Raw genomic sequence first — 15,150 nt, 5'->3', positions numbered from 1 at the left:
GCCCGAGGCTACGTGCGGGAGCGTCGACAGTTCGGCAAGCCGATCGCCGACTTCCAGGGCGTCCAGTTCATGATCGCCGAGATGGGGATGAAACTGGAGGCCGCGCGGCAGATCACCTACGCGGCAGCGGCCCGGTCCGAGCGGGTCGACGCCGATCTGACCTTCTTCGGGGCGGCGGCGAAGTGTTTCGCCTCGGATGCCGCCATGGAGATCACCACCGATGCGGTGCAACTACTCGGTGGATACGGCTACACCCGGGACTTCCCGGTCGAGCGGATGATGCGGGACGCCAAGATCACCCAGATCTACGAGGGCACCAACCAGATCCAGCGGGTGGTGATCGCGAAACGCCTGCTGGGGTAAGGGTTCCTCGGCATCCGGGGCGGCGACCGCAAGTGTTAGGGGGCCTGCCGAGCCGACTGGGGCCAGCCCAACATGCGCGCTCCAAGTCCACCGCTGGCGCTACCGAACCGGCGCTACGGCAAACCAGCCGGTCCGGTGGGCAGGCGCCCATCGGCCCGCCGAGCGAGGCTGCGACCCAACCGGGGGCTCGGGCGTGACGTGGGGAAGTGTGGCAACACGGGCGGCTGGCGCGAGAACTGAAGAATCGCTGCGAAGTTCAGCCCATCTTCAGTATCGGCGTTCACACTGGTCGTGATGCCGGCCGAAGCCCTCCGTGCGCTGTCCTGCAACGACGACGCGGGCATCCGCCGCGCCGTGGAGGTCATCGTGCGCCGGTGCGGGTACGACCTCGTCGGCGACGTGGGCGCCGCGGGCGAGGCCATCGTGGCCGCCGGGGTGGCCGAGCCCGACGTGGTGGTGCTCGATCTCGCCCTCACCGGCGACCTGGGCCTCGGGGCGGTCGCCGGCCTGCACGCCGTCTGCCCCCGGTGTGCCGTGATCGTGGTCTCCTCGTTCGACAGCATGCGGCAGGCGGCGCTGGCCGCCGGTGCCTACGACTTCGTGGGCAACGCCGACCTGCGGGCCCTCGAACGGGCGCTGCGGCGCCTGGCCGGCACCCAGTCCCGGCGTGGCGGCGCCTCCGGTCAGGTGGACCGGGCGCCCACCCCGGCCGGCTCCGACGCCGTCAGCGGCACCGTGAGCACGAAGGCGCCCGCCTCGTAGCGCAGCTCACCGCCATGCGCTCGGGCCAGCCCCCGGGCGATGGGCAGGCCGAGGCCCGAGCCGCCCCGGTTGTCGAGGCTCACGAAGCGCTCGAAGACCCGCTCCTCCATACCCGCGGCCACGCCCGGCCCGTCGTCGGCCACCCGCACCTCCACGGCGCCGTCGCGGGTGGTTGTGGTGACCGTGATGTGTCGCCGGGCATGGCGGCGGGCGTTGTCGAGGAGGTTGGCGAGGATCTCCCGCACGGCGTCGGCGTCGAGCGTGGGCCGCCCGCGCAGCTTGGCGGTGTCCACGACGATCTGGAGGTCGGGAGCCAGCACCGTGGCCCGCTCGGCCTCGTCGCGGCACAGCTCGGCCAGGTCGCACGACGACGGGGCCAGCTCACCGCCCTCGTCGAGGCGGGCGATCCGCAACAGTCCGGTGACCAGGCGGGAGGCCCGCGACGTCTCGCGCACCATGTCGGCCAGCAGCCGGTCCCGGTCGAACTGCGGCGGCCCCCGCAGCAGCGTCTCGGCGCAGGCCCGGACCCCTGCCATGGGCGTTCGCAGCTGGTGGGCGGCGTCGGCCAGGAAGCGCCGGCTCCGGGCCTCGGAGGCCCGGGCTTCCTCCAGCGCCGTCTCCAGGGCCACCAGCGTGGCGTCCAGGGTCGACGCCAGCCAGCGCTGCTCGGTGATGTCCCGGGCGATGCTCGAGGCGCCGACGACGGCGCCGGTGGCGTCGCGGATGGGGGAGACGGTGAGGGAGATCTCGACCGGTGCGCCGTTCCTGGTGAGGCGCACGGTTTCGTGGTGGGGGACGCCCTGCCCCTGGCGGACCGCCGCCAGGGCCCGCTCCACCTCGTGGTGGCGCTCGGCGGGGACGATGGTCCTGATGGGGCGGCCAACGATCTCGTCGGCCGAGTAGCCGTACATGAGCTCCGCCCCGTGGTTCCAGCTGACGATGGTGCCGTCCAGGTCCTTTCCGATGATGGCGTCGTCCGAGGAGTCCACGATGGCGGCCAGGCGGTAGCGGGCCGCCTCGGCCAGGCGGCGCTCGGACAGGTCGTGGACGAAGCCGTTCACGGTCCGCTCGGCCCCCTCGCCGGTGGCCCACATGATCAGTTCGGCCGTGAAGGTGGACCCGTCCGCCCGCTGCGCCAGCGTCTCCAGGCGCCGACCCCGCTTCCGCCGCTCGCCGGTGATCCGCAGCTGCTCGAGGCGGCCCCGGTGCTCGTCGCGCAGCTCCGGGGGGAAGAGGGTCTCGAAGGCGTCCCGGCCCATGGCGTCCTCCCTGGGCGCGCCGAACACCCGCTCGGCCCCCTCGTTCCAGTCCACGATGGCGCCGTCGAGGTCCACGGCCACGAAGGCGTCGGTGGCCGTCTCGACGATCTTCCGGGAGCGCTCTTCCATGTGGCGGCTGTGGGCGGCGGCTGCCTGGGCCTCTGCCAGGGCGGTCTCCAAGGCGTCGAGCATGTCGTCGTAGGCGGCGGCCATCTCGCCGATGCTGGTGTGGGGCCGGTCGGGGTGCAGCCGCTCGCCCCGGTGGCCCTCGGCCGCCCGCCGGGCCGTCGCCGCCATCTCCTCCAGGGGGCGCAGGGCCACCCGGGCCACCCGGGCCAGCAGCAGCGTGGCGAGGGCCATGCCGGCCAGGGTTCCCACCGCTTCCAGCGCCACCAGGCGCCGCAAGGCCTTGTCCACGCCCCCCCGCCGGGCCTGCACCACGACCTGGGTCCCGTCGGGCAGGTCGACCCTGCGGGTGACGGGCGGCTGGTCAGGGTCGTCGCCGGTCGGCGCCAGGTTGTCGCCCAGGCGAGGTGATGCAGGGCTCGCCTCGAAGGTGCGGCCGTCGGGGCCCCGCACCGTGGCCCGCAGGCCCAGCTCGGTGAGCCGGGCGGCCAGTTGCTGGGGGGTGCGCCCGCTGGCCTCCCCCCTGGCGATGGCCGCCCGCCCGGACAGCACATCGTCGAGGTTCTGCTCCAGGCTCGACCTCAGGTTGAGGTACACGAAGGCGTCGACGGCCAGCAGCACGACGGCCACCACGGCCACGCCGGCGGCGACCACCCGCAGCCGCAGCGACGGCGTCCTCACGGCGAGCGCAGCACGTAGCCGGCGCCCCGGACCGTGTGGACGATCCGGGCCCCGTTGGCCTCCAGCTTCTTGCGCAGCGCGCTCATGTGGACCTCCACCACGTTTCTGCCGTAGGCCTCGAACCCCCACACGTGGGTCAGGAGCTGGGTCTTGGAGAGGACCTGCCCGGGATGCCTGGCCAGCATGGCCAGCAGCTCGTACTCGGTGTGGGTGAGATCGAGCCTCTCGCCGTTGCGCGTCGCCACCCGGGCGCCCTCGTCGATCACCACGTCGCCCACCTGGCGGACGGCCGACGCCAGCCGCCCGGCCCGGCGCAGGAGCGCCTCGACGCGGGCCAGCAGCTCGGCCATGGAGAACGGCTTCGCCATGTAGTCGTCGGCGCCCGCCTCGAAGCCGGCCAGGCGGTCGTCGATACTGTCGGCGGCGGTGAGGAACAACACGGGCAGGTCGCTCGACGCCCGCAGGATGCGGCCCATGGCGTAGCCGTCGGGGCCGGCAGGGAGGCGCACGTCGAGCACGGCCAGGTCGGGCCGGAAGCCCTCGGCAACCTCGGCCAGCCGGGTGCCGTCGGACTCGGCCCGCACCTCGTAGCCCTCGCCTCGTAAGGAAACGTCGAGGGCCGAACGGATCGGGCCGTCGTCCTCCACCACCAGAACCCGCGCCTTTCGATCCGTCACCCCAACATTGTGACCCGCCGCCAGAAACGGTCGGATGACCTATGGCATTTCGACGGCTTCAGGGCCTTTTTCCGGCCGCCTTCAGCGAGGCTTTATCCCACCCTTATGTTCGGCCGTCATAACTAGTTCCTTGATCGAGGATCCGCAGTCGCGTTCGAGGGAGACCGCAATGCCGCAGTCCACCACCGCTCACTCCACGTGGGGCAACCCGGGGCCGAACGCCACACCGCCCGCCGATGGTGGGGCGGGAGGGAGGCGTGGGTTGCGGGCCTCCGTGGTCTCCATTCTCGCGCTCGTCGCGCTGATCGCCGGCGCCGCCGTCCCGCAGGGCGCCCTCGCCGTGCCGGCGGCGCAAGCGCCCGCGGCGGTGAGCACGCTGATCGTGAAGTTCAGGCCCGGCGTAACCTCCGATCAGCAGCAGGCCGCCGTGCAGCGCAACGGCGGGAGTGTGCGCCGCGCCGTGCCCCAACTCGGCATGGTGGTCGTCGCCGTGCCGTCCGCCGAGGCGTCCAACTCCACGAGGCGCTACCAGGCTGACGCCCAGGTGCTGCGGGTCGACGCCGACCACTCGCGCAAGGCCGCCGCCGTGCCGAACGACACCGCCTACGCCGACCAGTGGGCCCTGCCGAAGATCGGGTGGGACAGCGTCTACGGAACGGTTGATCCCGCCGGGTCGGCCGTCGTCGCCGTCCTCGACACCGGCGTCGACCCCTCGGTCGCCGACCTCGCCGGCCGCACGGTGGCGGGCCACTCCCCGATGGCCGGCGCCGACCCCAACGCTGACGTGAACGGCCACGGCACCCGCCTGGCCACCATCGCCGCCGCCGCCGCTGGCAACGACGCCGCGATCGCCGGTGTCGGCTTCGCGTCCGGCGTCAAGGTCATGCCGGTCAAGGTGCTCGACTCCGAGGGCCTCGGCCAGGACAGCGACGTCATCGCCGGCGTTGTGTGGGCCGCCGACAACGGCGCCAGCGTCATCCTCATGGGCTTCAGCGCGCCCGAGTTCAGCCAGAGCCTCCAGGACGCGGTCGACTACGCCTGGGCCAAGGGCGCCGTGCTCGTCGCCGCCACCGGCAACGACGGGTCGACGCAGCCGGCCTACCCGGCGGGCGACGCCAAGGTCGTCGGCGTCTCCGCCACCGACCAGCACGACGTCCTGTGGTCGGGCAGCAACCACGGCGCCGCCGCCTTCCTCGCCGCCCCCGGCGTCGACATCGTCGCCGGCACGCCGGGTGGCGGCACCGCCTCCGTGACCGGCACGTCCGCCTCCGCCGCCGTCGTGGCCGGCGCCGCCGCGCTGCTGCGGGCCAACGACCCGGCCGCGTCGCCGGGCACGATCGTGGGCCGTCTGGCCCGCAACGCCGACGTCGCCGGTACCGCCGAGCAGACCGGCAACGGCCGGGTGAACCTCGCCCGTTCGATCGCCGACACCTCCACCGACGAGGTCGTCCCCGCCGGCGCCGCCCCCCTCGGCGAGGGGGGCCCCTTCGTCGGCCCCTACGTCATCGCCGCCGCGACGGTGAACAGCGCCACGCTCAACGGCGCCAGCAGCGTCACCGTGACCACCGGCGCCTCCATCACCGCCGCCGTGTCCGTCACCAGCGGGAACGGGTCCAACAACAGGGCGGGCTCCATCGGATGGCGCATCGCGACGACGCCGCCCGGCACGGTCACCTGCGTCGACATCACCGACCACAACGGCGCGACCAAGACAGACACCTTCACGATCACCGCTCCATCGGCCACCGGCACCTACAACGCCTACTTCGTCGCCTACTCCGACAACGGCTGCTCCCAGAACGCCAGCAACGTGCTGACGCTTTCGAACGCGGTCAACGTCGGGAACCCCGTCCCGACGACGTCGGGCATCTCCCCGGCGAGCAAGGCCCGGGGGGACGACGGCTTCACCCTGACGGTCAGCGGCTCGAACTTCGTCTCCGGCTCCGTCGTCCGCTTCGCCGGCTCGGACCGCGCCACCACCTTCGTCAGCTCCACGCAGCTGACCGCGGCGATCCCCGCCACCGATCTCACCACGCTGGGCGACTTCGAGATCCGCGTCTTCAACCCCACCCCCGGCGGCGGGCTCTCGAACCCCCAGACGTTCTCCGTCAAGCGCGGCACGAGCACCAGCGTCGCCTGCTCGCCTTCGTCGCTCTCGGCGGGCGGCAGCACGACCTGCACCGCGACCGTGACCGACACGTCGGGCGCCGGCGCCACCGCCCCCGACGGCACGGTGAGCTTCTCGACCTCCGGCGGCGGCAGCTTCGCCGCCACGAGCTGCACCCTCGGCTCGCCCAGCGGCACCAGCAAGAGCTGCTCGGTGACGTACAACACGACGAGCGGCGGCTCGCAAACGATCACCGCCACCTACGCCGGCAGCGCCACCCACGCCGTCAGCTCCGGCACGACGCCGCTCGACGTCCTCGCCACGTGCAGCACCTTCAGCGCCAACTCGGGCCTCGAGGGCCAGAGCAAGGGAAGCGCCGTCTGGCAGACGACGAACCTCCAGAACTGGAACGAGCTCGAGGAGATCCCCACGCGGGTCCGCTTCTGCGGCCCCGCCTCGAACCAGCAGATCACAGTCCACTTCCCCCACACCAAGACGACCGGTGGTACGCGCCTGAACGGCGTGGACAACCTCATCAAGTTCACGCCCTCCTCGGGCGTGACGATGACGGACCTGGTCGGCTCCTTCCCCGCCAACTCGGACACCTGGTCGTACACCTTCAAGGTGACCAAGCCGGGCAGCACGGGCGGCTTCGTGGAGTTCCGCACCGTCCTGTCCGCCGATGCCCACAACTTCGGCGGCAGCTCGCTCCAGCTCAGCGGCGAGCCCTCGAACATGGGGAACCTGCAGATCCAGAAGCCGGGGGTCGCGCCAGGGACCCCGGACCTGGTCGTCACCAAGAGCGGCCCGACGAGCGCGGCGCCGGGCTCGACGATCACCTACACGCTCGACTACCAGAACAAGGCCGGTGCGGCCAGCACGGCGACGGGCATCCAGTTGAAGGACCTCCTCCCGACCTCGGGAGTGACCTACGTCGCCGGCAGCTGTGGCGACTGCACGGTGACCGGGACCGAGCTCACCTGGAACCTCGGGTCGCTGTCACCGGGCCAGGCCGGCCAGAAGACCTTGCAGGTCACCGTCGACCCCAACGCCGCCAACAACTCGACCTTCACCAACAAGGCCCAGATCAGGAGCGCGGAGAACGACGCCACGCCGGCTGACAACGACGCCGAGCTGACGACGACCGTCACCGTCGTGGCCACGGCCTCGATCTCCGGCACCGTCTACAACGATGCCAACGGCAACGGGAGCCTGGATGCCGGTGAGGCCGGGATCGCGGGCGTCACCGTCACCCGCTCCGGGAGCTCCACGGCAGCCACCACGGATGCCAACGGCAATTACTCCTTCACCGGCCTGCTCGCCGGCGAGTACACCATCGACTACACCGTCCCGTCCGGCCACGCCAACACCGGCACCAAGCCGCGGGTGGTCACGGTGGGGACCGGCGCCAGCTCGACCGGGAACCACTTCTTCGCCCGCCGGACCACCTCGACGGCCCTCGCCCTCATGGCGGGGACCAACCCGAGCACCTACGGCGACCCGGTCACGTTCACCGCCACGGTGACCTCCGACGCCGGCGACCCGAGCAGTGTCGGCACCGTGACGTTCAGGAACGGCTCGACCGTGCTCTGCTCCGACGTGGCCCTGTCCGGCAACACGGCGTCGTGCTCGCCCAACCTCTCCGCCTCCGCCGCCGCCTACTCCATCACGGCCGAGTACAGCGGGACCTCCGCCGCCGGCGGCTACTCCGGCAGCACGAGCTCCGCCCTCAGCCACACCGTGAACCCCCGACCCGTCACCGTCACCGCCGACGCCAAGTCCAAGACCTACGGCGAGGCCGACCCGGCCCTGACCTACCAGGTGACCTCGGGCTCGCTCGTCGCGGGCGACGCTTTCACCGGCGGGCTGAGCCGTACCGCCGGGGAGAACGTGGGCCCGTACGCCATCGAGCAGGGGACTCTGGCGCTGAACGCCAACTACGTCCTCACCTTCGCTGGGGCCAACCTGACGATCAACGCCCGGCCGATCACCGTCACCGCCGACGCCAAGGAGAAGGTCTACGGCGCCGACGACCCGGCCCTCACCTACCAGGTCACCTCGGGCTCGCTCGCCTTCAGCGATGCCTTCACCGGCGCCCTCACGCGAGTGGCTGGCGAAACCGTGGGTAGCTACCAGATTCAGCAGGGCACCCTCGCCCTCAACAGCAACTACGCCCTCACCTACGTGCCCGCCGACCTGATGATCAAGAAGGCGCCCTCCACCGTCACCGTGACCTGCGAGCCGACCAGCCTCACCTACACCGGCGCGGCCCTCGAGCCCTGCTCGGCGGTGGCCACCGGGGCGGGCATGGACCCGGTCGCCCTGAACGTCACCTACGAGAACAACACCAACGCCGGCACCGCCACCGCCTCCGCCACCTGGGCCGGCGACGCCAACCACACCGGCAGCACCAACAGCGCCAGCTTCGAGATCACCCCGGCCGGCTCCGGCCTGGTGGTCGACGCCAAGACCAGCACCTACTCCGAGCAGGCCGTCGACGTGACGTTCACGGCGACGGTGTCGAACACCTCGACCGCCGCCCCGGTCAACGAGGGCACGGTGACCTTCGCGGTCAAGCAGGGCGCCACCACCCTCGCCGCCGGCACGTCGGCCACGGTGGCCGCCGGCGCCGCCAGCAAGGTGCTTTCCCTGCCCGCCGGCACCGCCGCCGGCAGCTACACCATCGAGGCCGCCTACAATCCGGGCCCGAACTTCAACCCCAGCAGCGGCAGCAGCACCCTGACCGTCGGCGAGCGGGCCACCACCACCACCGCTCAGGCCGCCGGCGCCACCTTCGGGGACGCCTCGGTGACCCTCAACGCCACGGTGGCGGCGACGCCGGCCGGCAGCTCCACGGTCAACGCCGGCACCGTCACCTTCACCGTGAAGAACGGCGGGGGCACGCTGATGGGCACGGCCACCACCAGCGGCACGGTCAACAACGGCAACGCCAGCGTGAGCTACGCCCTGCCGACGGGCCTCGCCGCCGGTAGCTACACCATCGAGGCCACCTACAACCCGAGCACCAACTTCCTCACCAGCTCGGCCACCGGCGCCAACGCAGCCACGCTGACCATCGGCGCGAGGGCGACCAGCGTGTCGGTCTCGGCGTCGGTGAACCCCGTCCAGTACAGCGACACCACCACGCTGACGGCGACCGTCACGCCCGCCAGCGCCGGGGGGCAGGACGTCGCCGGCTCCGTTCAGTTCTGGGTGAACGGGACGCCCGTGGGGACAGCTCCCGTCGTGGTCAGCAGCGGCACGGCAGCGGCGGCCACCTTGGCGCACACCGTGGCTCGGCCTGCCGGCAGCTATCCGCTGAAGGCGGGGTTCACCTCCACGAACGCCAACTTCGCCGGGAGCAACACCGACAGCCAGTCGCCGGCGCCGACCCTGGTGGTCGAGCACGAAAAGATGGAGCTCGAGTACACGGGCCAGACGTTCGTGGCCACCAACAAGGTCGGCGGTACCGCCAGCATCGCCGTCTCGGCCCGAGTGGTCGAGGATCAGGACGGGAGCCTCGGCACCATCCCGTGGAACGACGCGGCGATCAACCTGCGGGTCAAGTTCACCGTCTACAGCGGCAGCACGCCGACCTCGACCGACCCGAACTGCACGGTCACCGTGAGCCAGGGCTCGGGCGGGACGGGGACGGCGGGATGCTCGTTCTCGAACCTGAAGGAGGGCGTCTACACGGTGCACGTCGAGCTCATCGCGAACAACCACTACGACGCCGACCACGAGGACGTGGCCGTCAACGTGGTCGACCCGGGTACGGGCTTCACGACGGGCGGCGGCTGGATCAACGACCCGAACACGGGCAAGAGGAGCAACTTCGGGATCACCGCCAAGTTCCTGAAGAATGGCTCGGTGCAGGGCAACAGCCTGTTCATCTACCGCCAGGACGCGAACCTGTTCGCCATGGGCATCACCACCGCCCCGAACCAGGTCCGGGCGTACAACTTCTGGGTGAAGAGCAACGCCATGGACGCCCTGCAGCAGAAGTGCTCGGACTCTGTCGGAACCGAGCCGTGCTGGGCGACCATCACCGGGAAGTCGAACGTCAAGGCGATAGACCGTGACACCGGCAAGGAGTACACGCTCGGCGCCGACATCCTCGGCAACCAGCAGATGTTCCAGGTCGACGTCACCGACACGGGCGAGCCCGGCTCGAAGACGGCGACGACGCCCGACGGATACGCCATCCGCGTGTGGACCTCGAACGGCACCGTCTACCAGGTGGGCACGGCCCGCACCTCCTTCGAGGGCACGCCTAACGGCACCCAGGTGCCCCTCGCCGGGGGCAACGTGCAGGTGCGGCTGAAGAAGTAGCACCCGGACGGATGGAACGGCGGAGGCGACAGGCCGGTCCGACGTATCTGCTAAATGTGCCGACCCCATGGACCAGGTCGCTTGAACCGATGGACGGCGAAACCACCGATGGCGTTGATCGGATGACCTGCATGGCACGAAAGAAACGGCACCCACGCTTCCCATTGCGGTTGATTTTGGTCGCAGCTGCGTGCCTCCTGGTTGTTGGAGGGGCCGTGCTTCTTCTGACAGGCTCCGACGAGCACGAGGGGGCGCGGGCCCCGACCACGGCCACCACGAAGCAGGGGGCCGACTCCACCGCTCCTGCGCAGCCGGGGCTGGTCGATCAGTTCTCCGGCTCGGGGGACGACACGACCCATGCGTTCGCCGCCGGTGCCAACTGGGAGATCCGATGGCAGAATCCCGCAGGCGAACGTTTTGCGATAGAGCTGCTCACGAAGGAAGGAACATCTCGCGGTTCGGTCGTTGATGCGGGCGACCGAACGGAGGGCGTAACTTTTGTGGTCGAGGGAGGCGAATTCAAGCTGAGAATCACTGCGGGCGGAGATTGGTCCATCGAGGTATTTAGTCAAGCCAGCGCGAGCAGTTCGTGAACCGAAAGGTCCGTTCTGTAGCTTAATCCGGCTACAGACCAGGACACCCAGACTGAGCCATCGGTGGTGGATCCTCGGTCAGCTGCCCTACATCAAGGGGATGAGGTGCTCACTCGAAAGGAGCCGCACCCATTGAATATCGCCCCCGTCGCCAAGACGTCTTGTAGACCCCGGGATCTACGGGTTCTTGTCCCTACTTCCATCCCCTACAACTGCCGACCACGGTCCGTCATCCGGTGGACAGGACGACATGGAAGTCCGTACAGCCAGGCACCATGGGACACGGGAAAGCACTGTCCGAAAAGTCCGTTGAGACCACCCAGATCTACGAGGGGACCAACCAGATCCAGCGGGTCGTGATCGCAAAACACCTGCTGGGGTAGGGGTTGTCGGTGTGCCCCGGCCGCCGGTCCCGTGCCCGTCGCCCCATCATGGCTCACCGGCTGGCCTGCCGTTACGGTGACGATCAGCGGGCGGCGCCGGGGCGGCCGGGGCGGGCGGTTCGGGGCTGCACGCGTCGGACGAGCGGTCGACCGACCCAGCACACCATCCACGTCGGCAACGGGGACGCCCTCCGGGTGGCGGCGGAGACGACGGTGCAGACCGGCACGCGGTCGAGCGCCCGGACGGTGGCCGACGTGCGCGAGCTGTGGTTCGACTACACCGACGGGTCGGGGTCGCCGGCCACCGGGCGCGCAGCCCGCAGCACCAGGTGTTGGTTTGCGCAACGGGTCCTCCCGCAGGCCGTCCGGTGGGGGGGGCGACCAACGTGGCGGCCGCGGCGCGGCCACCCTCGAGGCCGACGAGGTGCGCCGGGTGTTGGCGCCGGCCACCACGTCGAGAGGCGTGCGGCGTCCCACGTCCTGGCCCTGTCGGCGTCCGAGAAGACGACCCAGCGGGCGCGGCGGGCCGAGATCGACCTGGCCAAGGCCGCCAGCGGGACTGGCGGGACCGGGGCGGAACCGGTGACCGGTACCCTCGCGGGCCGGAGGCAACGGCGTGGGACCCGGCGACGACATCGACGAGTTGGAGGCGGACATCGCCGCCGAAGAGGAGCGAACGCCCGGCTACCGCGACGGCCTGGAGCAGCTGCTCCCCGTCATCCGCCTCACCACTGCGCTCAGCCAGGAGCGGGAGCGGCTCGGGCTCAGCGCCGAGGAGGTCGCGAAGCGTTCGGGCCTGCGACTGGACCAGGTAGAAGCGATCGACGACAACGACGTCGACGTGCCTGTGGAGACTATGGCCCGCTACGCCGGCGCCGTCGGCCTCCGGCTCGTCCTCCAGCCGCTGAGCGCCTGAGCCCATCCCTCGTCATTCCTCAGGGCTGCCTCGCGCGGTGGCCGTTTCCGGGCTGCCGCCTGCGGCGCTGTCCTCCTCGTCGGCCTCTACGAATGCCCGATACACTCATCGCTGCGACTGCGCTGGAACGGAGGCTCAGCCTCGCGACGCGCAATACGAAGCACTTCGGGTCGGTTCGAGGGCTGCGGATGCGAGCGCTTTCCTGATCGACTGGCCAGCGTGCGGATGGGGGAGCGGCGGGTCTCGTCACCGCTCGCGCAGATCGTCAGACTGCCGGTCCTCCTCGGGAAGGTGGCCGGCGCCACCCGGACCGCCTGAGATCGGCAGGTCGGCGGGCGCGAGTCCCCACGACCACAGGAGCATCGCGACCACGACGCCGGGGGCTGCGACCAGCAGGAGGGAACCCCCGATGTTGGCGCCCCCCACCCGTGCGGTGACGACGCGGGCGGTGAACCCGATGAACGCACCTCCACCAAGAAGGGGCAGGACCGGACGCAGGGTCGACCGGGTGATCCTGTGCCGCCGTACCAGCGCGGCGAGCACTCCGGCTGCGGCCATGAGCGCGGCCATGGCAACGCCGCCGATGAGCGCTTCCTGCGCGGTGGTGAGCTCCGGGGCCTTCACGATGAAGTCGTCCACATCGCCGCCTTCGGAGAGATCGCCGACGAGCCACCACGTGGCGACCGGCGTCGAAGCGATCATCAAAGCAGCCGCGAGCCGGCCGACGATCGGGCGCACGCAGGAAGCGTCGCACGCTCGGAGGCTCGTGCACCCGCAGAGCACCTGCAGCAGGAGGTCCTCCGGTTCGCCGGCTGCCCCCTGAGCACCCTACCCCGGCTCGACGACCGTCGTCCGTGACTTTGCGCGGTTTGTGCAGAGCCGAGCAGTGGGTACAGTGGCGTCCGCAAGGTTGAACACGCAGCCGTCGAGCGCAGAGAAGGCTCCGGTGTGTTCGCCCGTCCACGACCCGGACGACAGGCCGGTTCTGCTGCCGCCGCCAGTGGCGCGGCAGCAGTGCATGAGGAAGGGGCCCGCCGCCTTGCCAGCCAGGCCCCTTCTTCGTGTGGGCGTGCGGCGGGCCGGTACCGCCCCAACCGGGTGGGCCGGCGTGGCTCGACGGTGCCGGCGCGGCCCGGAGGGATCCCTGACACCACGTCGAGCCCCCGCCCTTTGTGCCAGCGGATCCCCGGAGTGCAGACTCGTCGGCCATGTCACGCACCAGGAAGCGGGTAGCGGTCGTCGGCGCCGGGTGGTCGGGAGCGGTCACCGCCGAGCGCCTGGGCGCGGGCGGCGTCGACGTCGAGGTGTTCGAGCTGGCCGCCAACGTCGGTGGCCACTCACGAAGCGAGACGTTGAACGGCGTCGTCTACGAGCCGAACGGGGCTCACATCTTCCACACCTCGAACGAGGAGGTCGCCGCGTACGTCCAGCGCTTCGGCCTCTCCCGGCCCTACGGGCACGCCGTGAAGACGCAGGTCCACATCGGCGAGGACGACGAGTTGACGCTCCTGTCCTGGCCGCCCCAGCTCGAGGAGCTCCGCGACCTGCCGGTGTGGCCGACCATCGAGAAGGAGCTCGCCGATCTGCCGGACCGCCCGGCCGGGGACGACTTCGAGACGTTCGTGAAGTCGCTCATGGGCGCGACCCTCTACGACCTGTTCATCCGCGACTACACGGCCAAGCAGTGGGGCCGACCGGCGACCGAGCTGTCGAGCAGCTTCGCCCCCAAGCGGGTCGAGCTGCGCGACGACGGCTACCGCCGGCTCTTTCGCGACCGCTGGGAGTTCTTCCCGGCGGAGGGCATGAACAGCGTGATCGAAGCGGTGATGGCGAAGACCTCGGTGACGTGTGGCGCCGAGCTGGTGCTCGACGACCTCGTCGCCATGCAGCGGGACTACGACGCCCTGGTCGTGACCGCTCCGCTCGACAGGCTGCTCGGGCGCGACGGGGAGTTGGAATGGCGGGGCATCCACCTGCGGTCGCGGTATGTCCCCGTCGATCGCCCGGACGAGACGCTGACGGCCGCCTACGTCGTGAACTGGCCGGACGCCAGGTACCCGTTCACCCGCACCGTCGAGACGAAGCACGCCACCGGGCAGCGCATCGGCGGGACGGTGGTCAGCGAGGAGTTCCCCGGAGCCCCGGCGAGGCACTACCCCGTGCCCACCGTGGACCGGCGCTTCGAGACCCTGAACGAGCGGTACAAGGTCGAGGTCCGTGCCGCTCTCGACCGCCCGGTGTACTTCTGCGGTCGACTGGCCAACTACCTCTACATCAACCAGGACCAGGCCATCGAGCAAGGCTTCGCGTGCAGCACCGAGGTCCTCGCTGACTTCGAAGGCTCCGGTTCCTAGGCGCGCCTACCGGCGCCGTCCGGCGCGGGCTCGCACCCGCCGGACACCGGCGTAGGCCAGGCGGCCCGCCACCAGCCAGGGGCCGAAGACGATCACGGCGTCCAGCGGTTGGTGGACGACGTCCGCCCGCTTCCTCCCCACCCGCGACGCCCATCCGCGCCGGGAGAGCTCGCTCCGCACGCCGGTCTCGGTGATGGGGTTGTCGGGGCGGAGCGTCAGGAACGACCGGAGGTGGCTCCCCGAGGAGTCCACCCGGTCGGCCGCCATGAGGATCAACCAGTGTGCGGCCCGGCCTTCGCTGAACCGCCGGTAGGAGAGGCGGCGCATCCACCCGGAGACGCCCTTCGGCGGGCACGACGTCCCGAACACGGGCGGGAGGAGCTCGTGCTCGATGGACCGCTCGCGGGGCCGGACCTCGTCCTGGCGTTCGGGGAAGTCCCAGTGCGCACCGGTGCCCGAGGGGTCGAGCCGCTCCCGGGGCACCGACGGGCGGTCCCGGGGGTCGACGTCGACGCCCCACCCGGGGATCCGGCGGCGAAGCTCCTCGCTGGATTCGGAGAGCGCCGGCTTGTCGGCGGTGTAGGCCATGGTCGGGCT

Annotated in this window: 10 protein-coding genes; 6 read left to right on the top strand and 4 right to left on the bottom strand. The window is 70.9% G+C overall.

Annotated features, from left to right (window positions below; genetic code table 11):
* The coding region (locus VM242_06215; GenBank protein HVM04746.1) for an acyl-CoA dehydrogenase family protein at nt 1–363 on the top strand (363 nt) is incomplete at its 5' end.
* Nucleotides 364–657: 294 nt separating this feature from the next.
* On the top strand, nt 658–1,125 hold the full coding sequence (locus tag VM242_06210) for a response regulator (protein HVM04745.1): 468 nt from the start codon (nt 658–660) through the stop codon (nt 1,123–1,125).
* Here the strand turns inward: VM242_06210 and VM242_06205 are convergent.
* Both VM242_06205 and VM242_06200 read right to left on the bottom strand, forming a co-directional pair.
* The gene (locus VM242_06205; GenBank protein ID HVM04744.1) at nt 1,047–3,191 is read right to left on the bottom strand and encodes a PAS domain S-box protein; all 2,145 of its coding nucleotides are present in this window, start codon (nt 3,189–3,191) and stop codon (nt 1,047–1,049) included. The two genes, VM242_06210 and VM242_06205, sit on opposite strands and share 79 nt — an antisense overlap.
* Nucleotides 3,188–3,868, bottom strand: coding sequence for a response regulator transcription factor (locus VM242_06200; GenBank protein ID HVM04743.1), 681 nt, complete (start codon nt 3,866–3,868; stop codon nt 3,188–3,190). The genes VM242_06205 and VM242_06200 overlap by 4 nt, the downstream gene beginning before the upstream one ends.
* 274 nt (nt 3,869–4,142) lie before the next feature.
* Here VM242_06200 and VM242_06195 point away from each other — a divergent pair, with 274 nt between their 5' ends.
* The 3 genes from VM242_06195 to VM242_06185 all read left to right on the top strand — a co-directional run bounded on the left by VM242_06195 (nt 4,143) and on the right by VM242_06185 (nt 12,199).
* On the top strand, nt 4,143–10,307 hold the full coding sequence (locus VM242_06195) for an Ig-like domain repeat protein (GenBank protein HVM04742.1): 6,165 nt from the start codon (nt 4,143–4,145) through the stop codon (nt 10,305–10,307).
* Between the two features lie 89 nt (nt 10,308–10,396).
* On the top strand, nt 10,397–10,900 hold the full coding sequence (locus tag VM242_06190) for a hypothetical protein (protein HVM04741.1): 504 nt from the start codon (nt 10,397–10,399) through the stop codon (nt 10,898–10,900).
* Between the two features lie 999 nt (nt 10,901–11,899).
* Complete coding sequence (locus VM242_06185) at nt 11,900–12,199, top strand: helix-turn-helix domain-containing protein (protein HVM04740.1); 300 nt, start codon at nt 11,900–11,902, stop codon at nt 12,197–12,199.
* A 246-nt stretch (nt 12,200–12,445) separates the two neighbouring features.
* On the opposite strand, the gene VM242_06180 is transcribed toward VM242_06185, so the two are convergent.
* Nucleotides 12,446–12,937: a hypothetical protein gene (locus VM242_06180; GenBank protein HVM04739.1), complete on the bottom strand. Its 492-nt coding sequence runs from the start codon at nt 12,935–12,937 to the stop codon at nt 12,446–12,448.
* 470 nt (nt 12,938–13,407) lie between these two features.
* Here VM242_06180 and VM242_06175 point away from each other — a divergent pair, with 470 nt between their 5' ends.
* Nucleotides 13,408–14,553, top strand: a complete 1,146-nt coding sequence (locus VM242_06175; GenBank protein ID HVM04738.1) for a UDP-galactopyranose mutase — start codon at nt 13,408–13,410, stop codon at nt 14,551–14,553.
* 6 nt (nt 14,554–14,559) lie between these two features.
* On the opposite strand, the gene VM242_06170 is transcribed toward VM242_06175, so the two are convergent.
* A complete protein-coding gene (locus VM242_06170) occupies nt 14,560–15,141 on the bottom strand; it encodes a hypothetical protein (GenBank protein ID HVM04737.1) in 582 nt (193 codons plus the stop codon).
* Between the last annotated feature and the right edge of the window lie 9 nt (nt 15,142–15,150).

The organism is Acidimicrobiales bacterium (genome assembly GCA_035540975.1).
Taxonomy (GTDB): Bacteria; Actinomycetota; Acidimicrobiia; order Acidimicrobiales.
Note: the sequence above shows the minus strand (reverse complement) of the source record. Positions and strands in the feature narration are given on the sequence as shown.

Excerpts from the sequence above, each read along its gene's own strand:
- VM242_06190 (HVM04741.1), top strand. The coding sequence starts at position 10,397 with ATGGACGGCGAAACCACCGATGGCGTTGATCGGATGACCTGCATGGCA.
- VM242_06175 (HVM04738.1), top strand. The coding sequence starts at position 13,408 with ATGTCACGCACCAGGAAGCGGGTAGCGGTCGTCGGCGCCGGGTGGTCG.
- VM242_06210 (HVM04745.1), top strand. The coding sequence starts at position 658 with ATGCCGGCCGAAGCCCTCCGTGCGCTGTCCTGCAACGACGACGCGGGC.
- VM242_06170 (HVM04737.1), bottom strand. The coding sequence starts at position 15,141 with ATGGCCTACACCGCCGACAAGCCGGCGCTCTCCGAATCCAGCGAGGAG.